The 18804-nt window shown below is 44.6% G+C and carries 19 protein-coding genes; all 19 read left to right on the top strand.

The window, feature by feature from the left end; all coding sequences use genetic code 11:
• The first annotated feature begins 10 nt into the window (after positions 1 to 10).
• The 19 genes from BQ7394_RS01760 (at position 11) to BQ7394_RS01670 (ending at position 18803) form a co-directional block, all read left to right on the top strand.
• Positions 11 to 1204 carry a DUF2586 family protein gene (locus BQ7394_RS01760; RefSeq protein ID WP_075555799.1) on the top strand — a complete coding sequence of 398 codons (1194 nt, stop codon included), beginning with the start codon at positions 11 to 13 and terminating at the stop codon, positions 1202 to 1204.
• Positions 1204 to 1629, top strand: coding sequence for a hypothetical protein (locus BQ7394_RS01755; protein WP_057327584.1), 426 nt, complete (start codon positions 1204 to 1206; stop codon positions 1627 to 1629). Before BQ7394_RS01760 ends, BQ7394_RS01755 begins: the two co-directional genes overlap by 1 nt.
• A 14-nt stretch (positions 1630 to 1643) precedes the next feature.
• Positions 1644 to 1946 (top strand): hypothetical protein, encoded by a 303-nt coding sequence (locus BQ7394_RS01750; RefSeq protein WP_075555798.1) that lies wholly within the window; start codon positions 1644 to 1646, stop codon positions 1944 to 1946.
• A gap of 425 nt (positions 1947 to 2371) precedes the next feature.
• A complete protein-coding gene (locus BQ7394_RS01740) occupies positions 2372 to 5251 on the top strand; it encodes a phage tail tape measure protein (RefSeq protein WP_075555796.1) in 2880 nt (959 codons plus the stop codon).
• Entirely contained in the window at positions 5248 to 5844 is a 597-nt protein-coding gene (locus BQ7394_RS01735) for a DUF6046 domain-containing protein (protein WP_075555795.1), read from the top strand. Before BQ7394_RS01740 ends, BQ7394_RS01735 begins: the two co-directional genes overlap by 4 nt.
• Position 5845: 1 nt before the next feature.
• Positions 5846 to 6808 (top strand): hypothetical protein, encoded by a 963-nt coding sequence (locus BQ7394_RS01730; RefSeq protein WP_075555794.1) that lies wholly within the window; start codon positions 5846 to 5848, stop codon positions 6806 to 6808.
• Positions 6805 to 7452 carry a hypothetical protein gene (locus BQ7394_RS01725; protein WP_075555793.1) on the top strand — a complete coding sequence of 216 codons (648 nt, stop codon included), beginning with the start codon at positions 6805 to 6807 and terminating at the stop codon, positions 7450 to 7452. Before BQ7394_RS01730 ends, BQ7394_RS01725 begins: the two co-directional genes overlap by 4 nt.
• 3 nt (positions 7453 to 7455) lie before the next feature.
• Positions 7456 to 7752, top strand: coding sequence for a hypothetical protein (locus BQ7394_RS01720; protein ID WP_075555792.1), 297 nt, complete (start codon positions 7456 to 7458; stop codon positions 7750 to 7752).
• On the top strand, positions 7739 to 8041 hold the full coding sequence (locus BQ7394_RS01715; RefSeq protein ID WP_075555791.1) for a hypothetical protein: 303 nt from the start codon (positions 7739 to 7741) through the stop codon (positions 8039 to 8041). Before BQ7394_RS01720 ends, BQ7394_RS01715 begins: the two co-directional genes overlap by 14 nt.
• Positions 8017 to 8817, top strand: a complete 801-nt coding sequence (locus BQ7394_RS01710) for a hypothetical protein (protein WP_075555790.1) — start codon at positions 8017 to 8019, stop codon at positions 8815 to 8817. Before BQ7394_RS01715 ends, BQ7394_RS01710 begins: the two co-directional genes overlap by 25 nt.
• A 2-nt stretch (positions 8818 to 8819) precedes the next feature.
• Complete coding sequence (locus tag BQ7394_RS01705; protein WP_075555789.1) at positions 8820 to 9275, top strand: hypothetical protein; 456 nt, start codon at positions 8820 to 8822, stop codon at positions 9273 to 9275.
• On the top strand, positions 9272 to 10051 hold the full coding sequence (locus BQ7394_RS01700) for a hypothetical protein (protein WP_075555788.1): 780 nt from the start codon (positions 9272 to 9274) through the stop codon (positions 10049 to 10051). Before BQ7394_RS01705 ends, BQ7394_RS01700 begins: the two co-directional genes overlap by 4 nt.
• On the top strand, positions 10048 to 12141 hold the full coding sequence (locus BQ7394_RS01695) for a hypothetical protein (protein ID WP_075555787.1): 2094 nt from the start codon (positions 10048 to 10050) through the stop codon (positions 12139 to 12141). Before BQ7394_RS01700 ends, BQ7394_RS01695 begins: the two co-directional genes overlap by 4 nt.
• Before the next feature lie 434 nt (positions 12142 to 12575).
• Positions 12576 to 13631, top strand: a complete 1056-nt coding sequence (locus BQ7394_RS01690; RefSeq protein WP_082211620.1) for a reverse transcriptase/maturase family protein — start codon at positions 12576 to 12578, stop codon at positions 13629 to 13631.
• A gap of 18 nt (positions 13632 to 13649) precedes the next feature.
• Entirely contained in the window at positions 13650 to 13862 is a 213-nt protein-coding gene (locus BQ7394_RS25335) for a hypothetical protein (protein WP_082211618.1), read from the top strand.
• 10 nt (positions 13863 to 13872) lie between these two features.
• Entirely contained in the window at positions 13873 to 14379 is a 507-nt protein-coding gene (locus tag BQ7394_RS01685) for a hypothetical protein (protein WP_075555786.1), read from the top strand.
• A gap of 184 nt (positions 14380 to 14563) precedes the next feature.
• Entirely contained in the window at positions 14564 to 14806 is a 243-nt protein-coding gene (locus BQ7394_RS01680; protein ID WP_075555785.1) for a hypothetical protein, read from the top strand.
• Positions 14807 to 14874: 68 nt separating this feature from the next.
• Complete coding sequence (locus BQ7394_RS01675) at positions 14875 to 15609, top strand: Mom family adenine methylcarbamoylation protein (protein WP_075555784.1); 735 nt, start codon at positions 14875 to 14877, stop codon at positions 15607 to 15609.
• Between the two features lie 290 nt (positions 15610 to 15899).
• Positions 15900 to 18803: a SusC/RagA family TonB-linked outer membrane protein gene (locus BQ7394_RS01670; RefSeq protein WP_082211616.1), complete on the top strand. Its 2904-nt coding sequence runs from the start codon at positions 15900 to 15902 to the stop codon at positions 18801 to 18803.
• The last annotated feature ends 1 nt before the right edge of the window (position 18804 follow it).

The following is an 18804-nucleotide window of genomic DNA, read 5'->3' as shown; positions in this document are numbered from 1 at the left end:
TTTTGAAAGCATGAGTTTACCAAATGTAAACATAGTTTTGGGTAACGGTAATATTGGTACGGTAACCCTTTCTGACGATGGTATTTCCGGGCTTATTTTGACCGGTCAGGCCGTAGAGGAAAAACTTACCCTTAACAAAGTGTACGTTCTTTCTTCCAGCAATGACCTGTCGAAATACGGCATTACCAAAGAAAACAACCCTTTGGTCTATAAAGATGTGGCAGCCTTTTATAAAGCGGCCGGCGATGGTGCGGAATTGCATTTGCTTGTAGTAAGTGAAGCAAGTACGCTGACGCAAATTTGTTCCTCTGAACCCGGTTCGCCCCTTCAAAAGCTGATTGACTCCGCAGCTGGACGTATTCGCCTTGTAGGTGTTAATCGTAACGCTCCGGCTTCTTATACGCCTACGGTTGAAAATTGCATTGACAAAGATGTTATTACTGCCGTCGATGAAGCGCAGTCGGTTGCTAAGTCGTACATGGGTAAAATTGCCCCCTTTGTTATCCTTCTTCCGGCCATTGGTTGGAGCGGTGAAACCGAAGGTTTGTATCAACCGAGGGAAGGTAGTTATAATTGTGCGTCTATTGTACTGGCTTCGGATGGTAAGTATGGCGAAAGTAAATTGTATTCGGCCGCAATCGGTCAAGTTCTCGGACGTGCGGCCACCTGTGCGGTTAATATCTCCATTGGCCGCGTCAAAGATGGCAGCATTGCCGCAACGGGCTATTTGACCGACGGAAAAACGCCACAGGAAGATTACAGCCTTTGGAATATCCTGCATGATGCCGGCTATATCTTTTATCGTACCTATATCGGAAAAAACGGTTATTACTTGAATGATGATGCAACGGCAATCGCAACGACGGACGACTACCACCGCCTTTGCCTTATCCGCGTTATTCAAAAAGCTCTTGTTATCTGTTACAAAACGTACATTGATGAAATTTTGGACAGTATCGAAGTAGACCCCGAAACCGGACAGGTTCCAAGCCCGATGTGTAAGTATTACGAACAGTTGCTTACACGTGCGGTTAACACCAATATGGTAGGTGAAATTTCAGGATTTACCGCCTATATTGACCCTAAACAGGATTTGATTACTTCCGGCAGGTTGAACGTTCAGGCAAAAATTGTGCCTACTGCCCTGCTGAAAGAAATAAATGTGGATTTAGCATTTAATAACCCCTATAATACAAGTGAATAATGGATAATTTTAATTCAAAGGAATACGCTTGGATTGATGTAACGCTTGTTATGCTTGGTAAACCTGTTACCGGGCTTCGCGGTATTGAATATAAAATGAAGCGACAGAAAGAAGCCCTTTTCGCCACAGGTAAAAAGGCTCGTGGCATTCAGCTTGGGAAAAAGGAGTATGAAGGTACTATTACTGTTCTTCAATCCGAATTGATAGCCATGCAGACAGCCGCAAAGGCGAAAGGGTATGACGATGTTACCGACTTGGAATTTGATGCTATTGTGTCCTATGTTCCTGAAAGCGGTGTTGTGCAGACCGATAAGATAGTAAATCTATCTATTACGGAAGCCCCATACGGGATGAAAGAGGGTGATTTGTTTCAGGAAATTGCGCTCCCGTTTATTGCCTGTGATGTAGAACCGAATGTTGTATAATAAAAAAAAGAACAATGAACGAAGAAAAAGTAATTACAGAAGAACAGATTGAGGCATGGAAAAAGAAACATGGCTCGGTGTACAGTGTAACAGTTGACAGCAAAACGGCCTATCTGAAAAAGCCCGACCGCAAGGCGTTGAGTGCGGCTGCCGTACTTGGGAAAACCGACCCGATGAAGTATAATGAGGTGCTTTTGAATAACTGCAGGCTTGGTGGTGATGAAGAAATAAAAACTAACGACGAATTATTCCTGGGCGTTTCTTCAAAACTGGCCGACCTTATCGAAATAAAGGAAGCCGAGTTAAAAAAATTATAAGCCGAACAAACGTAGCAGACAAGCCCGGATGGATGTTTTTAGCCGATACCCTTATCCGGGCTTATTTGCACATGAACCCCGAAGAACTCACGGATGAAGAATGGGCGCATCAAATAGCGATGGCCGAATGGGTTAAACAAGATTTAATGGTTAGCTTATGGCGAACAAAATAGAATACATATTCAGCTTGCAGGATAAGATTTCCGCGAAATTGGGTGGTATTACAGCCACTTCCGACAAAACGGTAACAGCCCTTTCCGGTGTACGTGAAAAGGTTGCTTCTGTCGATGCTGTATGCAAAGATACGGGTAAAACCGTAGGTTCGCTTAAAATGAAAGTTGATGCGCTTCAGGCGGAAAGGGAATGGATACCNCGCATCAAATAGCGATGGCCGAATGGGTTAAACAAGATTTAATGGTTAGCTTATGGCGAACAAAATAGAATACATATTCAGCTTGCAGGATAAGATTTCCGCGAAATTGGGTGGTATTACAGCCACTTCCGACAAAACGGTAACAGCCCTTTCCGGTGTACGTGAAAAGGTTGCTTCTGTCGATGCTGTATGCAAAGATACGGGTAAAACCGTAGGTTCGCTTAAAAGGAAAGTTGATGCGCTTCAGGCGAAAAGGGAATGGATACCGGCGGATAATTTGCCCGCCATACGCGAGTATAACAAAGAAATTTCCCGGTTGACAAAGGAGATTGATGCGCTGGAAACGGCCAGCGGCGGGGGCAAATTTAAGAAATGGGCTTCCGACGCTTTCGAGGCCATACCGGGTGCCGGCCTTCTTAAAAACCCGCTGGTTACCGGAATGGCGGCTATCGGGTTTGCTGGTAAAGCCGGAATGAGTTTTAACGAAGGCATGGCGAAAGTGAATATTACCGCACAACTGGATGAAGCCGGATTGTCTGACCTGAAAAAGAAACTTAAAACGATTGCGGACGACAATAAAACAGATGTTGTTTTAGCACCTGTCGGGTTTGAGCAGATAAACTCACAGCTTAACGATGTTGATTTGTCACTTTCTATTTTGGATGCTTCGTTAAAAGGCAGTAAGGCCGGTTTTACTCAATTAGACACTGTTTCCGCCGCACTGGCTCAAACCCTGTCTATTGTCGGCAAAGAAAATACGACGGCCGCGGAAGTCTTGGATACATTCTTTGCGGCTAAGCGTGTGGGGGCCGGTGAGTTTTCCGACTTTGCCCGGTATATGCCGAACCTGATTGCGGGCGCGTCGAATTTAGGAGTAGCCTACAAAGAAGTTGCCGGAACATTTGCTTATATGACGGGGAAAGGGCAAAGCGCGGAACGTGCTGCCGTCCTGATGGAAAATGCGTTTTCTATTTTGGGGCGCGGCGAGGTACGCGACAAGCTGGCAAAATCCGGTGTAAAGGTGTTTGATGAAGCCGGTAAAATTAGAAGCCTTGTGGATATTTTCTCCGATTTGCAAGGCGTTATGGCCGGATTGAATGATGAACAAAAATCTTCCTTCCTTGAAAAATTGGGAATGGTAGATAAAGAAGCAAAAAACGCATTCGCTATTTTGACCTCTGATATTACAAAGTATAACGCATCTATGAAAGATGTTGTTAATTCTTCCGGAGAAACCGACAAGGCTTTGGAATACTCACAAAACAGCGTACAACGATTAACAGAGGTTTGGAACAAATTCAAGAATATCGGTGTAACTGTCGGCGAAATAATCCTACCGGTTATTAGTGCCGGGTTGAGTGTTGCCGATGTGGTGTTGACCGGCGTTTCTTCTACTCTTAATATTGTGGTTGGCTTTTTTTCTTCTTGGTATTCATTACTTCGGGAAGGGAACCCGCTTGTTGTTGGCCTAACGGCTGCTTTAGGTTTTTATTCTATTGCGATGGGAGCAAATTACGCCATTACTCAAAAATCTGTCATTATCGGCGGTATAAAAAAAGTAATGGATATTGCGCAAACCGCTGCAACATGGGGGCTGACGACAGCGCAATGGGCGTTAAATGCGGCGTTCTATGCTTCTCCTTTGGGTTGGGTTGCTTTGGCGATAGGTGCGGTTATTGCGGCTGTAACATATTGTTGGCAAAAATTTGAGGGCTTCCGCGTCGCTATACTTGGCGTGTGGGGTGTGATAAAAGAATTTGGGGCTACTTTATTGGATAGCGTTGTAAAGCCATTTAAGCAGGTGCTTTCCGGTATTGGTGGGGTTTGTTCGGCTATTGTAAACCTTGTAAAAGGCAATTTTAAAGAAGCGGCCGCCGCGGCTAAGGATGGTTTTAAAAATATTGGTGAAGGCGTGTTGGGTGCTAATCCTGTGTCAATTTTGTACGATACGGCCCAAAACGGCAATTATTCGCAGGCGTGGGAGAAAGGCAAACAGGCCGGGCGTGATAGTTGGGCCGCGTCCCAGCAAAAGACGGATGATGTATCAACGATGGATAAACTTATTCCAACGCCTGCACCATTACCGGAACCGGGTAATATGCCGGGAACGAACTTTAATGACCTGATGGCTAAATTGGGGAAGGATAAGAAGGGCGCGAAGGCTAAGAAAGTTCTTAAACTTGATGATGATGTAAAAAACCTGAACGAAACGGCTGTTTATACGGCTGTTACCCGGAAGCTGGCCCCACTTACAGTCAGCCTGAAGCCGACAGAAGCAAAAGAGCAGGTAACGAATAAGGTATTACCCGCCGGCAATGTTATTGACGCAAAAACCACCTTTGCGGCTAAAGCGGACGATCGTACACAAAGTTATGAGCCGGAAAAGGAAAATTACCTTTCTAATATTCTGTCGAATGTTCGGAAAATTGCGGCGGCTGTTATGCTTCCTTTAGCGGTTACCCTTTCTTCACCTGAAGTAAAGGGGGCAGAACAGCCCGTTGTTAATTTAGCTTCGCCTGAACTTGTAGCGCAATCCCCGGCCGTTCAGCTGGGCGGCCCGGTGATAAATGTGCCGGAATTTCCGAAGGCTCCCGTTCCCGATGTTTCTGTTTCACCGGTAAATGTTCCCCCAATTGTAAGCCCGGCTATTGAATTGGATGAACCGGTAGTAAATGTACCGGAATTTCCGGCGTCTTCCGTTCCTGATGTAAAGTTACCCCAGCTTTCCGATGCTTATTCCATGCCGGAAAAAACAACGGAAAAAAGCAGCTTTATATCTGAAAACACCACTACGGTAGAAACCGGCAAGACGGTGCATGTAGGAAAGGTTTGCGACAGCGTGGTTATACATGTCGCAAATACGGATAATAAAGGAAGTGAAACCATACGTGCTGAAATTATGCGCGTATTAGACGAATTGGCAGAAGGATGAGTAAATTTAGTTTAGGCGGCATATTGGCCAGCTTTATAGGTTACAAAGGTATTCCTTACCCCAGCGGTTTTTTCCCTGATAAGCCGCCGCAGTATAAGGGTTCAGGCTATGAATACCCCGGCGATGCGGCTTCGGAAAAGACTTATTCCGATTTGGGTAGTGTTCTCAGGAAGAAAGACGCACAGGGCCGGTGGTATTTTATGCCGGTGGTGTTGGAGCACAAAGGTAAGGAATACGAAATACCGAATGCCGTTATTTCCATTAACGGAAAAAAAACGATTGTGGAAACTGCGATGGTTGGAAGGAAGGGGACGGTCAAAGAACTTATATCGGTAGATGATTACGAAATAAACATTGCCGGTGTGGCTTTGGACAGTGATTTCCCCGACAGCCAGATTGCAGAATTGAACGACCTGTATAATATCAATGAGGCGGTAACATTGAAATGTGCCCTTACAGATATTTTTTTAGAGGAAGAAGATAAGGTTGTTTTAAAAAGCATCGACTTTCAGGAAATGCGCGGCTGTGAAACGGCGCAAGTCTTTAAAATGAATTTAGTTACAGACCGTAGTTTTGAATTAATACTTGAATGATATGTTTGTTCTATGTGCAGAAATAAAAATCGGTGGCGTTTCTTTTAAGAGCGTTCACAATGTAGAGATAAAGCGAAGCCTTTACAGCCTTGCCGCAACGGCAATTGTAAAGGTTCCGGTTACCGCTGTGCTCAAACATGCCGGTGAACCGCCTACACACATAGAAACGGCGCAGGCGGTCAAGGTGGGTGATAAGGTTGAAATTAAGCTGGGCTATGACAATACGTTGAACACCGAGTTTGTCGGGTATGTAAAACGGCTTAATTATAAGGTTCCGCTTGAAATTGAATGCGAAGATGAATATTACAAGCTGCGTTTTGTAAACTGTGTTTTCAGCAAAAAGGAAACGACGTTAAAAGACTGTTTGAATACCGTTCTAACAGGTATAACATTCGGCAATGTGGTAGACCTGACATTAAAAAACTTCGTAATAAATAATAAACCCGGTTCATGGGTTCTTGGCTACCTTAAAAAAGAATACGGCCTGATCGCCTACTTTGATATAAACGGAAAGTTATACGTTGGAAAGGCTAACGATGTCAAAGGCGAAACGGTAAAATACCGGCTTCGTGAAAATGTAATCAGCGACGACGAACTGAAGTACCAACTTGCCGAAGATGTAAAATTGAAAGTCAAGGCTGTTTGCTATTACAAGGATGGTACGAAAATAGAAGGCGAATTGGGCGAAGATGGCGGCGAACAACGCACATTTTACTACTATGACGTAAAAGACGCCGGCGAATTAAAAACGCTGGCACAGGAAGAATTAAAGCGGTATTCTTTTGACGGCTACCGTGGCAAAATTAAAACATTCCTGTTTCCCTATGCGCTTCCCGGAATGGTTGCAAGTATTGAAGACAAAGTATATAATGAACGAAGCGGCGATTACTTCATTGAAACGGTAGAAGTACAGTTTGGAACCGGTGGCGGTCGTCGTGTCGTTGAATTAGGAATAAAAGCATGAGTAAGGAACTTGAAGAAATACGACGGAAATTTCAGGGCGTGTTCGGTAATGATGGCGACGCCGTTTTTCAGGCTGTTGTTACTGATGTGAACGAAGATGAATTTACCTGTACCGTCCGCCGGGATGAACAGGTTGATTTCTTCGATGTCCGCCTGCGTGGGTTGGTTAATGCCGATTTGCAGGGCTTTGCCTTCATCCCCCGGCTTCAAAGCGTTGTGCTTGTGTGTCGCATCGGAAAAAGCAACGAACTTTTTGTTTGCTGTTTTACCGAAATAGACAAGGTTATATTTACCGACAATGATTTGAAGCTGGTGGTTGATTTGGATAATATCGACATAAAGAAAGGTGATAAAATAGCCGTCCATGTTGATAAGGAAAAGTTGGAAGTAACAAACGACAAAGTCAATGTATTGCATGAGGGTTCGGCTTTGACGGTTACCGCTGGCAGTACGACCGTTAAGACTTCGACCGGTGGGGTGACAATTACCCGCGGCAGTTCCGGCCTTAAAAAGACACTTGATGATATGCTTACGGCTATTCAGGCATTAACCGTCCCAACGCCACATGGCATATCGGGAACTCCTGTCAATGCGGCAAAGTTTGCCGCGATACAATCAGATTTACCTAACTATTTAGAAGGATGATTTATGCTTGATTACAAACAGACTGATAAGGGAGATTTAGACCTTTCTACCGGCGATTTGGTCGTAACTGAAAGTACTTACCAGCACCAGCGCGATTTGCTGTTGTCTGATAAGGGGCATATCCGGGATAAGGCCGAAGCGGGCGTGGGGGCTGTCAATTACCTTTTAGACAATGAACCTGAAGCATTGCTTCGGGCAACCCGCAAGGAATTTACAGCGGATGGAATGAAGGTTAAAAAGGTTGCCTTTTCGCCTTATAGTGATGATTTGGAAACCGAGGCAAGTTATGAAAACGATTAAAGTAAAAGATAACCAGATATTGCTTGATATAGCCCTGCAATATTACGGGACGGCGGAAGCTGTCGGCGAACTGCTGGTAAACAATCCCGGTATCAGGAACGAACCGCAAGCCCTTGTGTCTGTCGGCCGGGAATTAGGTAGCTTTTACCCTGATATAAAACTTCAGGTCGGGCAATCGCTGCAAATTAATGATGATAGCCGTACCATGATAAAAACGGTAGTCAAAAAAATAGAGAATGATGTAAACACTTATATGACGGAACAATGGCAAGAACGATTGAACAGATAAAAGAAAGTATTACGGAAAGCCTGAAAGCAACTTTCACCCTTTCCACTTCGGCGGCGGCAGAATGGCGGCTTTGGGTTCATTGTGTCGCATACGCTATCTATATGTTTGAATTGGTACTCGACGCATTCAAAGCGGAAATGGATGCGGATGCGGAAAAAGAGGTTGCCGGCACGCTGACTTGGTATAATGACAAGTGTTATGAATTTCAGATGGGGCACGAACTTGTGTTTGATACTGTTACCGGCTTGTTGGAGTATGAACAGGCAGACGAAGCGGCCCGCGTTATAAAAATTGCATCGGTGAATGTTTCCGAGGACGGCACTATCTTTTTTCGTGTCGCCACAAAAGACGAAGAAGGCAAAGTTGTTCCGATAACCAGTAACCAGCTGCTTAACTTCAAAAACTATATTGACGCAATCAAATTCGCCGGCACAAAGTCGACCGTTATTTCGACGGATGCGGACGAAGTGCGTTATCAACTGACTGTTTACCATAATCCGGCCAACCCGGTAGAAACAGTTCGGCTCAATGTTCTTTCCGCGCTGGAAGAATTTAAGACTTCGCAAAAATTCGGGGGCGTTATCTACCGGCATAAAATGCTGGAAGCTGTCACTTCCGTTAATGGCGTTGTAACGGCCAAACTTGTTTCGCTTGCCCGCAAAGGGACGGAAGATGCCGATTTTATCGACATAGATACAATTTCTTATCTGCATGCCGGCTATTACAATTATACCGAAGACAGTACGCTGACACTGATATCCATTAATGACATATAGCCATGAATATAATATTAAACTTTAAAGAGTTGGTAAGGCAATATGTAGCCCCGCACCGCCGGGGTTCCGCACGCTTGCAGTGGCTTTGGTCGCTTGTGGATTTGCAGGGCGTATATGATACTTTTTCAACGTGGCGGGATTACTACCGGTATAAAACACATGTGACCAGCCAGCATAAAGCCTTGCAAGGGCATTTGAAGTATATATTCGGTGGCGGTATTATCATCAAAAGTTATAACGACCAGTTTTTGGATATCGGGCTTAATATTGAACCGGCGCACTGGGCAATTTTTGAACCTATGCAGGAAATTGCGCTGGAAGGTGAAGGCGGGCAGAGTTTTTCCGATGTTGATTTTATTGTCTACGCGCCTGAAGGCATAGACTTAAATTTGTTATCCGCCGAAATAGAAAAATACAAACTGGCTGATAAAGCCTATAAAATAGTAACAAGAAAATGAAACGACACGTGCAGTACCCCGGCATACGGAAGTGGTCGGGCGATGATTTGATTGAGTTGCAAAGCGAAGGGCTTTTGATTGCGGATAAGTTCTTTTCTCAATATGGCAACTGTGTTATAACGGGCTGCGAAGTATCGGAAAACGGTATTTCTTCCGGCTTGGTCAGTATTGGCGGAATGATTATGCCGTTTGAAGCCGTAACAGGCATAGAAGTTTTCCCGGTGTACTTGGTAAAGGATGAAAAGCATGTCCAGCGCGAATATGCCGATGATGTGGTTCGGGATATAGTAGTAGAATATTATGCCAAAAAGGTACAGGAAAAACCGGCAGGCGAATACATAGAGGTTGCGGCTGACGGTGTGCCCCGCTTTTTCGATAGCTTACAAACAACGTGGCTGACGGAAATATTAAACCGGCTGAAAGAACTGGCAAAAAATGATGATGCCATTTGGAAAGCTATTAAGGCATTGCAGGAGTTTGATGTAAAAGCCGGTGACCGGCTTACCAAACTTGAAAAAAAGATGCCTTCGTTTTTAGACCATAAGCCGACAGTTACGGATGATGGCTATGATATAGGCGTAGAGGTTTGGACTATCGCCGAGAATGGAGCGAAAACATTTTGGAAGTGCCACGATAACATCAAAGGCGCGGCCGTTTGGAAGCCAAGCGGTGAAGGTGGCGGCGGTGGCGGAAGCTATGGCGGTGCGGTATATCTGACCGGGCAAACGAATTTTTCAAAAGCGAGTATATTAATTAAACAAGGTTATTTATCATGAGTGAAAGTGCAACAACAGGTGCGTATGTGTACCAACAAATTGTAAAAACGACAGCGGAATGGGCGGCCGACACGTCTATTATTGTCGAAAATGTATGGCTGTTTGAACGTAGGACAGACGGTAAAATCATAACCAAACTATCAGACGGCCTTCGCCCTTATAGCAAACTGGACGAATACGGGTTAAGCGCGTGGGAAGCAGCACAGCTTGGCGGCTACAAAGGAACAAAAGAAGAATTTTATGTTTCTCTTGGCTTGTTGGATGAGAAAATAGAAACAGTTCAGAATTTGGTTGCTTCGCTGGACGGCAAGTTTGCGGAAACACCCACTTTACCGGAAAAACCAACAGAGGAAACCTTAACGTATAAATCCGGCGAAGTAACCCGTGCATTTTCGATAGGTCAACAGTGCCGCGTCTTTGATACGGAAAATCAAAAGTATGTTTTTTATCAGTTGTATGATATTACGGAAGAAGGCAAAGCCGACTGGCAGATTGCCGGTTCTGATGGTTCCGCTTTTTCCGAAACGGTAAAAATTGTATTATCCAGCAATCAGGGAGCCGATGCCGCCCTTAACGGTGCTGTCGTGTCTATTAAGTATTCCGGTCAGCAAACCGACCTTGTCTGGTCTGGTTCGGAACTGTCCGCTACTATTCCGATGTCGGTAGAATATCAGGTAATACCCGCTGATATTACCGGTTATCTTTCCCCTGAAACACAAACTTATGTTGCCGTAGGTGGCAATAAAAGGGAAATAAGCCTTGTTTATCGTACTGAAGAAGTAACCGTAAATGTATCGACAAATGATGCGGCGGACTGTTCCGGGCGGACTGTCAGAATTGTAAACAGTGGAAATTCGGAAGTCATAGGAACCGGAACCGGTGCGAATGTGGTTATAAAAGTACCTTTCGGAATAAGTTATAAAGTGTCTGTTGATGAATTTGCCGGTTATTTAACACCTTCGGAACAAACTTTTACCGCGAATGCTGTGACCCGTACAGTCAATTTTGAGTATGAAAAGATTGTGGATGCCGGCATTACATTCAATAAGTCAATCAGCGACCCGGAAAATATTACGGGGGAAATAAACAGCGGCGTTCTTGCCACTATTCTATCGAAGTTCCGTCGTTGCCTGTGTAAAAAGACAGCCGACGGACAGGTTACCATCGCCTACCTGAAGGACACAGACAGTAATTATTATGAAGATGGCACAGCGGCGCAACTAAATGGAAATGAAGGTGACGTAATGGTTGATTTTCCCGAATTTTACTATAAATGGGAACAGGTCGACGCAAATAAATTCCGTTACCGTTTCGCAGAATATAATGTTGACGGCACATTCAAGCATGTTCCGCGTAGTTTGGTAGGGGCTTATAAAGCCTATCAGACCGGAAATAAACTTTATAGCCGTAGTGGCGTAACACCAACAACAAGCACAACCTATACAAATTTTGCCAGCTACGCAGCGGCTCGCGGGGCGGGTTACCGTTTGATTGATTTCCAACAACATTGCGTTATTGCTTTTATGCTTTACGCGAAGTATGGCAACCGAAATTTGCAAGCCGTATTAGGGGCTGGCGGCGCAACTTATAACCCCGCCACTACTACCGGCACAACCAATCAAAAGGGCAACAGGGACACCGTAAACGAAACGTCCGGCTATGTAAACGGGCTGGGGCTTGAAGGTGTTTTCGGCGGCCAGTACGAATGGGTTCAGAATGTATCAATTCAAGATAGGGTTTGGACTATTACCGACCCGGACGGAACGCAAAGGAATGTCAATGCGGGAACGGAAAGCGGATGGATTACGAAAATAGCGGCAGAAAACGGCCCGTTTTTTGATATGGTTCCGATTGCTGTTGGTGGTTCTGAAACAACACATTATTCAGACCATTACTATCAAACAACCGGCGGCCCCTTCTGTTTGTTGCGCTCCTGTGGCTCGTCGAGTGCGGGTGGCGGTGTTGCGTACTCGGTTGCGTTTCACGCCGCGTCGGACTCGAGCACGAGTTTCGGTTCGCGCCTCGCTTTCAGGGGCGTTATTCGTGAAGCGGAAAGCGTAAATGCGTTCAAAGCACTGTCAGTGCTTTGATACTCTTACCGGCGTAAGCCGGTCGAAAAATTTTAGAAAATTCAGTGATCCGTCCTGAATCGCTTGAAACTTATTAATTTTGCAAATGATTTAAAATATGTGTAACCTAAAGACGTAATAATTAGAAAAAGATGAAGATAAACAGGTAGATTTTCCCGGCCCTTCTGTTTGTTGCGCTCCTATAACTCGTCGAATACGAATGGCGGTGTTGCGTACTCGAATGCGAATAACGCCGCGTCGAACTCGAACACGAATATCGGTTCGCGCCTCATATTCAGGAAAAAGAATTTTGTTATGTGGCTCTTGATGGGGACGTGTCCCCGGACATTCCACAGGGAAATGCACCTTGCCTCTTGGCAGAAAATAAACAGTCAAAAATGTGTGTGGTAGGTAGAAATAGTCGAAGCACATAGATTTCTGAAAGCGATTTTAATATGAAACGATATGGTTATTTAATAGAACAAGTGATTGAAGAAGGCAACCTGACAGATGCCTTCGACGCTGTGATGCGCGGAAAGAAGCGCACCCGCACCGTTCGTTATCTGATAAAGAACCGGGACAGCTTACTTGCAGAACTTGCGGAAGAAATAAAGGCCGGTACATATAGACTTGCCGGTTATCGTGAATTTACCGTGGTGGAACATGGTAAAGTTCGCGAGATACAATCCCTTCCTTTTAAAGACCGTATCGCCCTTCACGCCATAATGAACATTTTAGGTAAGATTTTCGGCGGTATGTTGATACGCGATACTTATGCCAGCCTTCCGAAACGTGGAATACACGACGGTTTGATGCGTGTTCGTAAGGCTCTAAAAGATAAGCCGGGTACAAGATATTGCCTGAAAATCGACCTTAAAAAGTTTTACCACTCTGTCGACCAAGATGTATTGATTAAACTGCTTGGTAGAAAAATAAAGGATAGCCGGATGATGGATATTCTTATAGGTATTATTCGGAGTTATGACACCGGTTTACCTATCGGGTATCATTCCAGCCAGCTACTTGGAAACTTCTATCTGTGTTTGTTGGATTACTACGTAAAAATGGACTTAGGGGTAAAATACTACTTTCGTTATTGCGATGATATTGTTATTTTATCTTCATCCAAACAAGAATTACATGCTATACTGGAAAAGATGCGGACTGTGATAGAAGGCCGGCTTCATCTTACCGTCAAGTCAAATTATCAGGTGTTCCCGGTAGAAGCGCGAGGCATTGATTTTTTAGGTTATGTTATCCGGCATGATTATGTGTTGGTTCGCAAACATATAAAAGTTCGTGTTGCTCGTAGGTTGCACAAGGTTAAAAGTAAGAAACGAAAGTACATTGTTATCGCCTCTTTTTGGGGATGGATAAAGCATTGTAATGGAACACATTTATTTTTTAAATTAACAAATATGAAAAGTTTTAAAGATTTAGGCGTCGTGTACAAGCCCGCAGACGGAAAGAAACGCTTTGAGGGCAATCTAACCCCTTTGGGGCAACTCTAAAACTGCAAAATCTGTGTTTTGGATTTTGAAACCGATATCAAAACGAAGGAAGGCGAAGGCCGGTATGTAGTTCAATATGAACTTGACGGGCAAAAAGGCAAGTTTATCACAGCTTCAGACGAAATGAAGAACATTCTTGACCAAATCAAGGAACTGGGCGAACTTCCTTTTGAAACAACCATCCGTCGCGAAACATTCGGTGGTAATAAAACTAAGTATGTATTTTCTTAATTAGTAAATTATGAAACGAATTAAAGGAACAGACGGGGTTGCGCTGGTTGAATGTGTAAACCCTATAACAAATAAATGGCGTGTCCGTTGGGATGTTCAGGCAAATGCCGGAACTGACGAAAAGGGCGAACCGGAAACGGGTGTCAATTACATGGAAGAAGAATTTTCATGTAAACCGACCTTCCCGGAAATAAAGGAACTGATTACAGGGTGGTTCAACCAGTCAATTGACGAAAAGATTTTATCCGGCTTTGTGTGGAATGGTTATCCGGTATGGTTATCTACCGAAAATCAATTTAACTACAAAGCGGCTTACGACCTTGCCGTACAAATGAATGGAACAACCTTGCCGGTTACTTTTAAATTCGGTTCGGACGAAACCCCGGTCTATCACGAGTTTAAAGCACTTGACGAACTGACTGATTTTTATATCAAATCGGTAGCGTTTGTTCAGGACACGTTGAAAGAAGGCTGGATGAAAAAGGATACATTCAACTTTGTACCATATCAGGAATAACACTGAAGCCTTTCGGGGGAGGGTGTAAAAAAGCCCCCGGCCAGTATATACATAGACGCCAATCATATTTATATACACAAACGACAGTGCCGCGCGGCCGAGGGCTAATAACCTTCTTCCGCGACACTGTCGTTTTTTATATAAATATGATTGGCATTGCAAATATACGCTAATAAATTCAGTTATGACAGTTTTTGAGATACTTAATTTTAATAAGGAGTTATTGCGCCGCCTGATGGCAACAGGAATTAAAGCGAATGATTGTGTGTATGTGGATTTGTATAACGACTATCTGCAAATGCGTGATACAGGTTATAAAATGACCTATATTGTTGCCATGCTTTCCGATAAGTACAATGTTAGTGAAAGGCAGGTTTATTCCGTCATAGGCCGTTTAGGGAAAGACTGCAAAAGTAGTGCAGTGTAACCCGATACGAAAATTATGCCTTGTACCTGTTTTCATGCAACTTTGTGTAAACAAAAAACGAATAAGGCATGGAAATATTAAAAAGGACAACTTTAGGTAATTTAGTTATTAAGGCAGTTCCGAAGGCTTTGGCAAAAGAACTGATTGTAGAACACCACTATTCGCACAAGTGGAACGATGGCGGTTTTGGTAAGTTCAATTATGGTATATTCCGGGAAGAAGCCCCGGACAAATGCTTGGGCGTTGCTGTGTACGGTTATTTGAAGAACCCAAATGCTAAACTGTTCACCCACCCGAATCCGGATGCTTGGATGTGCGAGTTGAACCGCATGTGGATAGATGATGAATTGGGACATAATGCAGAGAGTATATTGATTGCTGCGTCTATCAAGTTGCTAAGAAAAGATGATCCGACCTGTGTAGCGGTGCAGTCGTTTGCTGATGGACGGTTAGGATGTGGCACAATTTATAAGGCGGCCAACTTTACATATTACGGCTTTCATTATACCAAATTCTGCCGTAACAAGCGCACGGGCGAAGTAACACACGAACAAATATTTACTAATAGTACATCACCAAGCGGTTATTTACGTTCAAATATGGCCTTCTTGTTGGGTGACATGGAGATATTTCGGGTAAAGACGTACCGCTACATATATCCACTTTGCAAAAAGTTTAAGTTCATTCGCGACCCGCAACCTTATCCAGCGTATGATAAAGGCGAAGAACCAACCGAATGGGTTAGGGATAATACAAAAATAAAAGCGAATATCATTAGACTACTTGATAAGATAGCCGCCTAAGAGATTTCACACTTTCTTTATTTGTTATAAAGGTAATGATTTTATGCGACATACGCAACTTTTAGAATGACTTATTTCCACAAAACAACAAAAAAACGAATAGCATTAAAATAGCGTTCAAGTGCCATTTTAATGCTATTCGTTTTTACTCAAAATTGAACCGCTTCGTTTTAAGCCCCCGGAAAAAACCGAACCGTTTCGTTTTAAAAATTCGTCCGGGTGGTTTTGCGGATTATAATTCTTTCAAATGCTGCAAGGTAGGGATACTTTCAGTATTAATGTCACTTTGTATGACAACTGTCTTTGCTCAATCGGGCACTGTCAAAGGAAAAGTTTTAGATGAACTAGGTGAACCGATCATCGGAACAAATGTAGTAGAAAAAGGTTCGACCAATGGTACTGTCACAGATGTAGACGGTAACTACACGCTCACATTGAACGACCTGTCGAAAGCCGTTCTTCAGTTTTCATTCATCGGTTATAACACAACGGAAGAAGCCGTAAAAGGGCGAAAGACAATTGATATCAGGCTGGCTCCGTCTGTTGTTAATCTGGGTGAAGTCGTAGCCATCGGTTATGGAACACAGACACGTAAAGAAATTACAGGTTCCGTTGCCAATGTTTCAGAAGAGAACTTCAACAAAGGCGTAACCAGGGATGCCTCCGACCTGTTGCAAGGCAAAGTGGCCGGTCTGACAATCACATCCGGCTCCGGTGACGTAACCAAAAGTTCAACCATCCGTCTGCGCGGAACATCTACCCTGCAAAACGACCAGGGACCGCTGATCGTTATCGATGGTATCCCCGGAGGTGATATGACAACCGTAGCACCATCCGATATCGAATCGATATCGGTGCTGAAGGATGCATCTTCAGCCGCCATTTACGGTTCGCGTGCAGCCGGCGGTGTTATCCTTATCACCACGAAAAGAGGTTCAGGCTCGAAAACACAGATTTCTTACGACGGATACGTGGCCATGGATCATCTGGCAAACAAACCCGACCTGATGAATGCCGACGAATGGAGAGCATACGCCAAAGAATCAGGGCAGGACGCCAGCGTATACGACCAATATGGGGCCGATACCGACTGGTTCGATGCCATAACCCGGACAGGTATTTCGCAGAACCATGCCATTTCCCTCTCCGGAGGAGGTTCTAAAAGTAATTACCGTGCTTCGTTCACCTATCTTGACCGCAACGGTATCATGCGCGACAACGACATGAACCGTTACAGCTTCCGCTTCCAGTTCCAGCAACGGGCCATCAACGACCGCCTGCGTATCGGTTTGCTCGGATCAGCCACCTTAACGGATGCACGTATCCCTTACGGAGACAATTTCGTGTTAGCTTATAGCATGCTTCCCGTTTATCCGGTTTACAATGCCGATGGTTCTTATTTCACCAAAGTAAATACGGAGTACGACCAGGGAAACCCCGTGCAAAACCAGGACCTGAACAGAAAAGATATGAATAATATCTATTTCTATGGCGCAGGAGATATACAATTCACAATTATCGACGGCCTGAACGTGAAAGCCAATTTATACAAAAGCCGTTATTCCAGCGAATTCAGCCGATATGACAACTCTGAAACCAAGCAGGGACAAAGCAATAACGGATATGCACAAAAACGGAACCGCACCTGGAACCGTAACCTGATGGAATGGACAGCCGACTACGAAAAAACATTCGGAGCCGCCGAAGAAAACAAGATACAAGGTATGATAGGTTACTCCTGGGAAGATAACAATTACTCCTCATTCACTTCACAGAACCGTAACTTCCTGACCAACGACCTGGGAGCAAATAACCTTCAGTCAGGTACTGGCCTGAAAACCGGCGACGTGTCGTCAGACAAAAACTCCTACAAACTGATCTCCATGTTCGCACGCGCCCATTACAGCTATGCCGAACGCTATATGATTACGGCAACGGTACGCCGCGACGGTTCTTCTAAATTCGGAGCCAACCATAAATGGGGTACATTCCCTTCCGCATCCGCAGCCTGGGGGATCTCGCAGGAATCCTTTATGAAGGATGTCAAGTGGGTAAACGATTTGAAATTCCGCATCGGCTACGGTGTAACCGGTAATCAGGACGGCCTGCAACCTTATAAAAGTCTTGAATTATACGGATCGGAAGGTATCTATTATAATGACGGCAGCTGGCAGACGGCCTATAAGATCAACCAGAATGCCAACCCCGACCTGAAATGGGAGTCTACCGCCATGCTGAACGTGGGCCTCGATTTCACCTTGTTCAACAGCCGCCTGAACGGTACCATCGAATGGTATAACAAGAAAACATCCGATATGCTGTACAATTACGAAGTTCCGACTCCCCCGTTCGTGTACAATAAAATGCAGGCCAACGTAGGCGATATGACCAACAAGGGTATCGAGATCATGCTGAACATGGATATCCTCCGCAAGAAAGACTTCTCCTGGAACATGTCATTAAACCTGGCCCACAACAAGAATGAGATCACCAAACTGTCGAGCGACGTTTATACGACCAGCCGTCTTTACACAGGCGATCCCTGGTTGCGCGGCGGTTCAGGCGTTACCTCACACGTCATTGAAGAAGGTCGTCCGGTAGGACAATTCTATATGCTGATCTGCGAAGGAATCGACGAAAACGGCAAATACATCATCAAAGACAAGAATAAAGACGGACAGATAACAGACGACGACCGTGATTATTGCGGCGACGCACAACCGGATCTTACATTCGGATGGAACAACTCATTCAGCTGGAAAAGTTGGGACCTGAGTTTCTTCTTCCGTGGTTCCATCGGCCAGAAAGTATTCAACAATCCGCGCGCCGCCTATGGCAATAATACATTCCTGATCGGAACCAATGCATTGAACGACCCGCTGGTTCACCAGTTGACAGAGTCTTCCCGTATCTGTTCCTACTACATCGAGAATGCTTCCTTCATGCGCCTGGACAACATATCTCTGGGTTATACCTTCAACACGAAAAAGATCAACTGGCTGGATAAAGCCCGTGTTTACGTGGCCGGACAAAACCTGTTCGTAATTACCGGCTACAAGGGTGTCGATCCGGAAGTAGAGATCTTCCGCGGAGAAATCACAGATGCGGATGCCGGCCTGTCTCCGGGTATCGAACACCGCCAGTTCTTCCCTAAATCAAGAACTTTCACTTTAGGCGTTAACTTAACATTCTAAC

The sequence above is a fragment of the Parabacteroides timonensis genome (genome assembly GCF_900128505.1).
Lineage (GTDB): Bacteria > Bacteroidota > Bacteroidia > Bacteroidales > Tannerellaceae > Parabacteroides > Parabacteroides timonensis.
This window is presented reverse-complemented; position numbering and strand designations above follow the sequence as displayed.

Bases quoted from the DNA above. Each gene is read 5' to 3' on its own strand.
- BQ7394_RS01735 (WP_075555795.1), top strand. From the start codon at position 5,248: ATGAGTAAATTTAGTTTAGGCGGCATATTGGCCAGCTTTATAGGTTAC.
- BQ7394_RS01740 (WP_075555796.1), top strand. From the start codon at position 2,372: ATGGCGAACAAAATAGAATACATATTCAGCTTGCAGGATAAGATTTCC.
- BQ7394_RS01725 (WP_075555793.1), top strand. From the start codon at position 6,805: ATGAGTAAGGAACTTGAAGAAATACGACGGAAATTTCAGGGCGTGTTC.
- BQ7394_RS01710 (WP_075555790.1), top strand. From the start codon at position 8,017: ATGGCAAGAACGATTGAACAGATAAAAGAAAGTATTACGGAAAGCCTG.
- BQ7394_RS01685 (WP_075555786.1), top strand. From the start codon at position 13,873: ATGAAACGAATTAAAGGAACAGACGGGGTTGCGCTGGTTGAATGTGTA.
- BQ7394_RS01760 (WP_075555799.1), top strand. From the start codon at position 11: ATGAGTTTACCAAATGTAAACATAGTTTTGGGTAACGGTAATATTGGT.
- BQ7394_RS01675 (WP_075555784.1), top strand. From the start codon at position 14,875: ATGGAAATATTAAAAAGGACAACTTTAGGTAATTTAGTTATTAAGGCA.
- BQ7394_RS01695 (WP_075555787.1), top strand. From the start codon at position 10,048: ATGAGTGAAAGTGCAACAACAGGTGCGTATGTGTACCAACAAATTGTA.
- BQ7394_RS01750 (WP_075555798.1), top strand. From the start codon at position 1,644: ATGAACGAAGAAAAAGTAATTACAGAAGAACAGATTGAGGCATGGAAA.
- BQ7394_RS01730 (WP_075555794.1), top strand. From the start codon at position 5,846: ATGTTTGTTCTATGTGCAGAAATAAAAATCGGTGGCGTTTCTTTTAAG.
- BQ7394_RS01720 (WP_075555792.1), top strand. From the start codon at position 7,456: ATGCTTGATTACAAACAGACTGATAAGGGAGATTTAGACCTTTCTACC.
- BQ7394_RS01715 (WP_075555791.1), top strand. From the start codon at position 7,739: ATGAAAACGATTAAAGTAAAAGATAACCAGATATTGCTTGATATAGCC.
- BQ7394_RS01705 (WP_075555789.1), top strand. From the start codon at position 8,820: ATGAATATAATATTAAACTTTAAAGAGTTGGTAAGGCAATATGTAGCC.
- BQ7394_RS01670 (WP_082211616.1), top strand. From the start codon at position 15,900: ATGACAACTGTCTTTGCTCAATCGGGCACTGTCAAAGGAAAAGTTTTA.
- BQ7394_RS01700 (WP_075555788.1), top strand. From the start codon at position 9,272: ATGAAACGACACGTGCAGTACCCCGGCATACGGAAGTGGTCGGGCGAT.
- BQ7394_RS01690 (WP_082211620.1), top strand. From the start codon at position 12,576: ATGAAACGATATGGTTATTTAATAGAACAAGTGATTGAAGAAGGCAAC.
- BQ7394_RS01755 (WP_057327584.1), top strand. From the start codon at position 1,204: ATGGATAATTTTAATTCAAAGGAATACGCTTGGATTGATGTAACGCTT.
- BQ7394_RS01680 (WP_075555785.1), top strand. From the start codon at position 14,564: ATGACAGTTTTTGAGATACTTAATTTTAATAAGGAGTTATTGCGCCGC.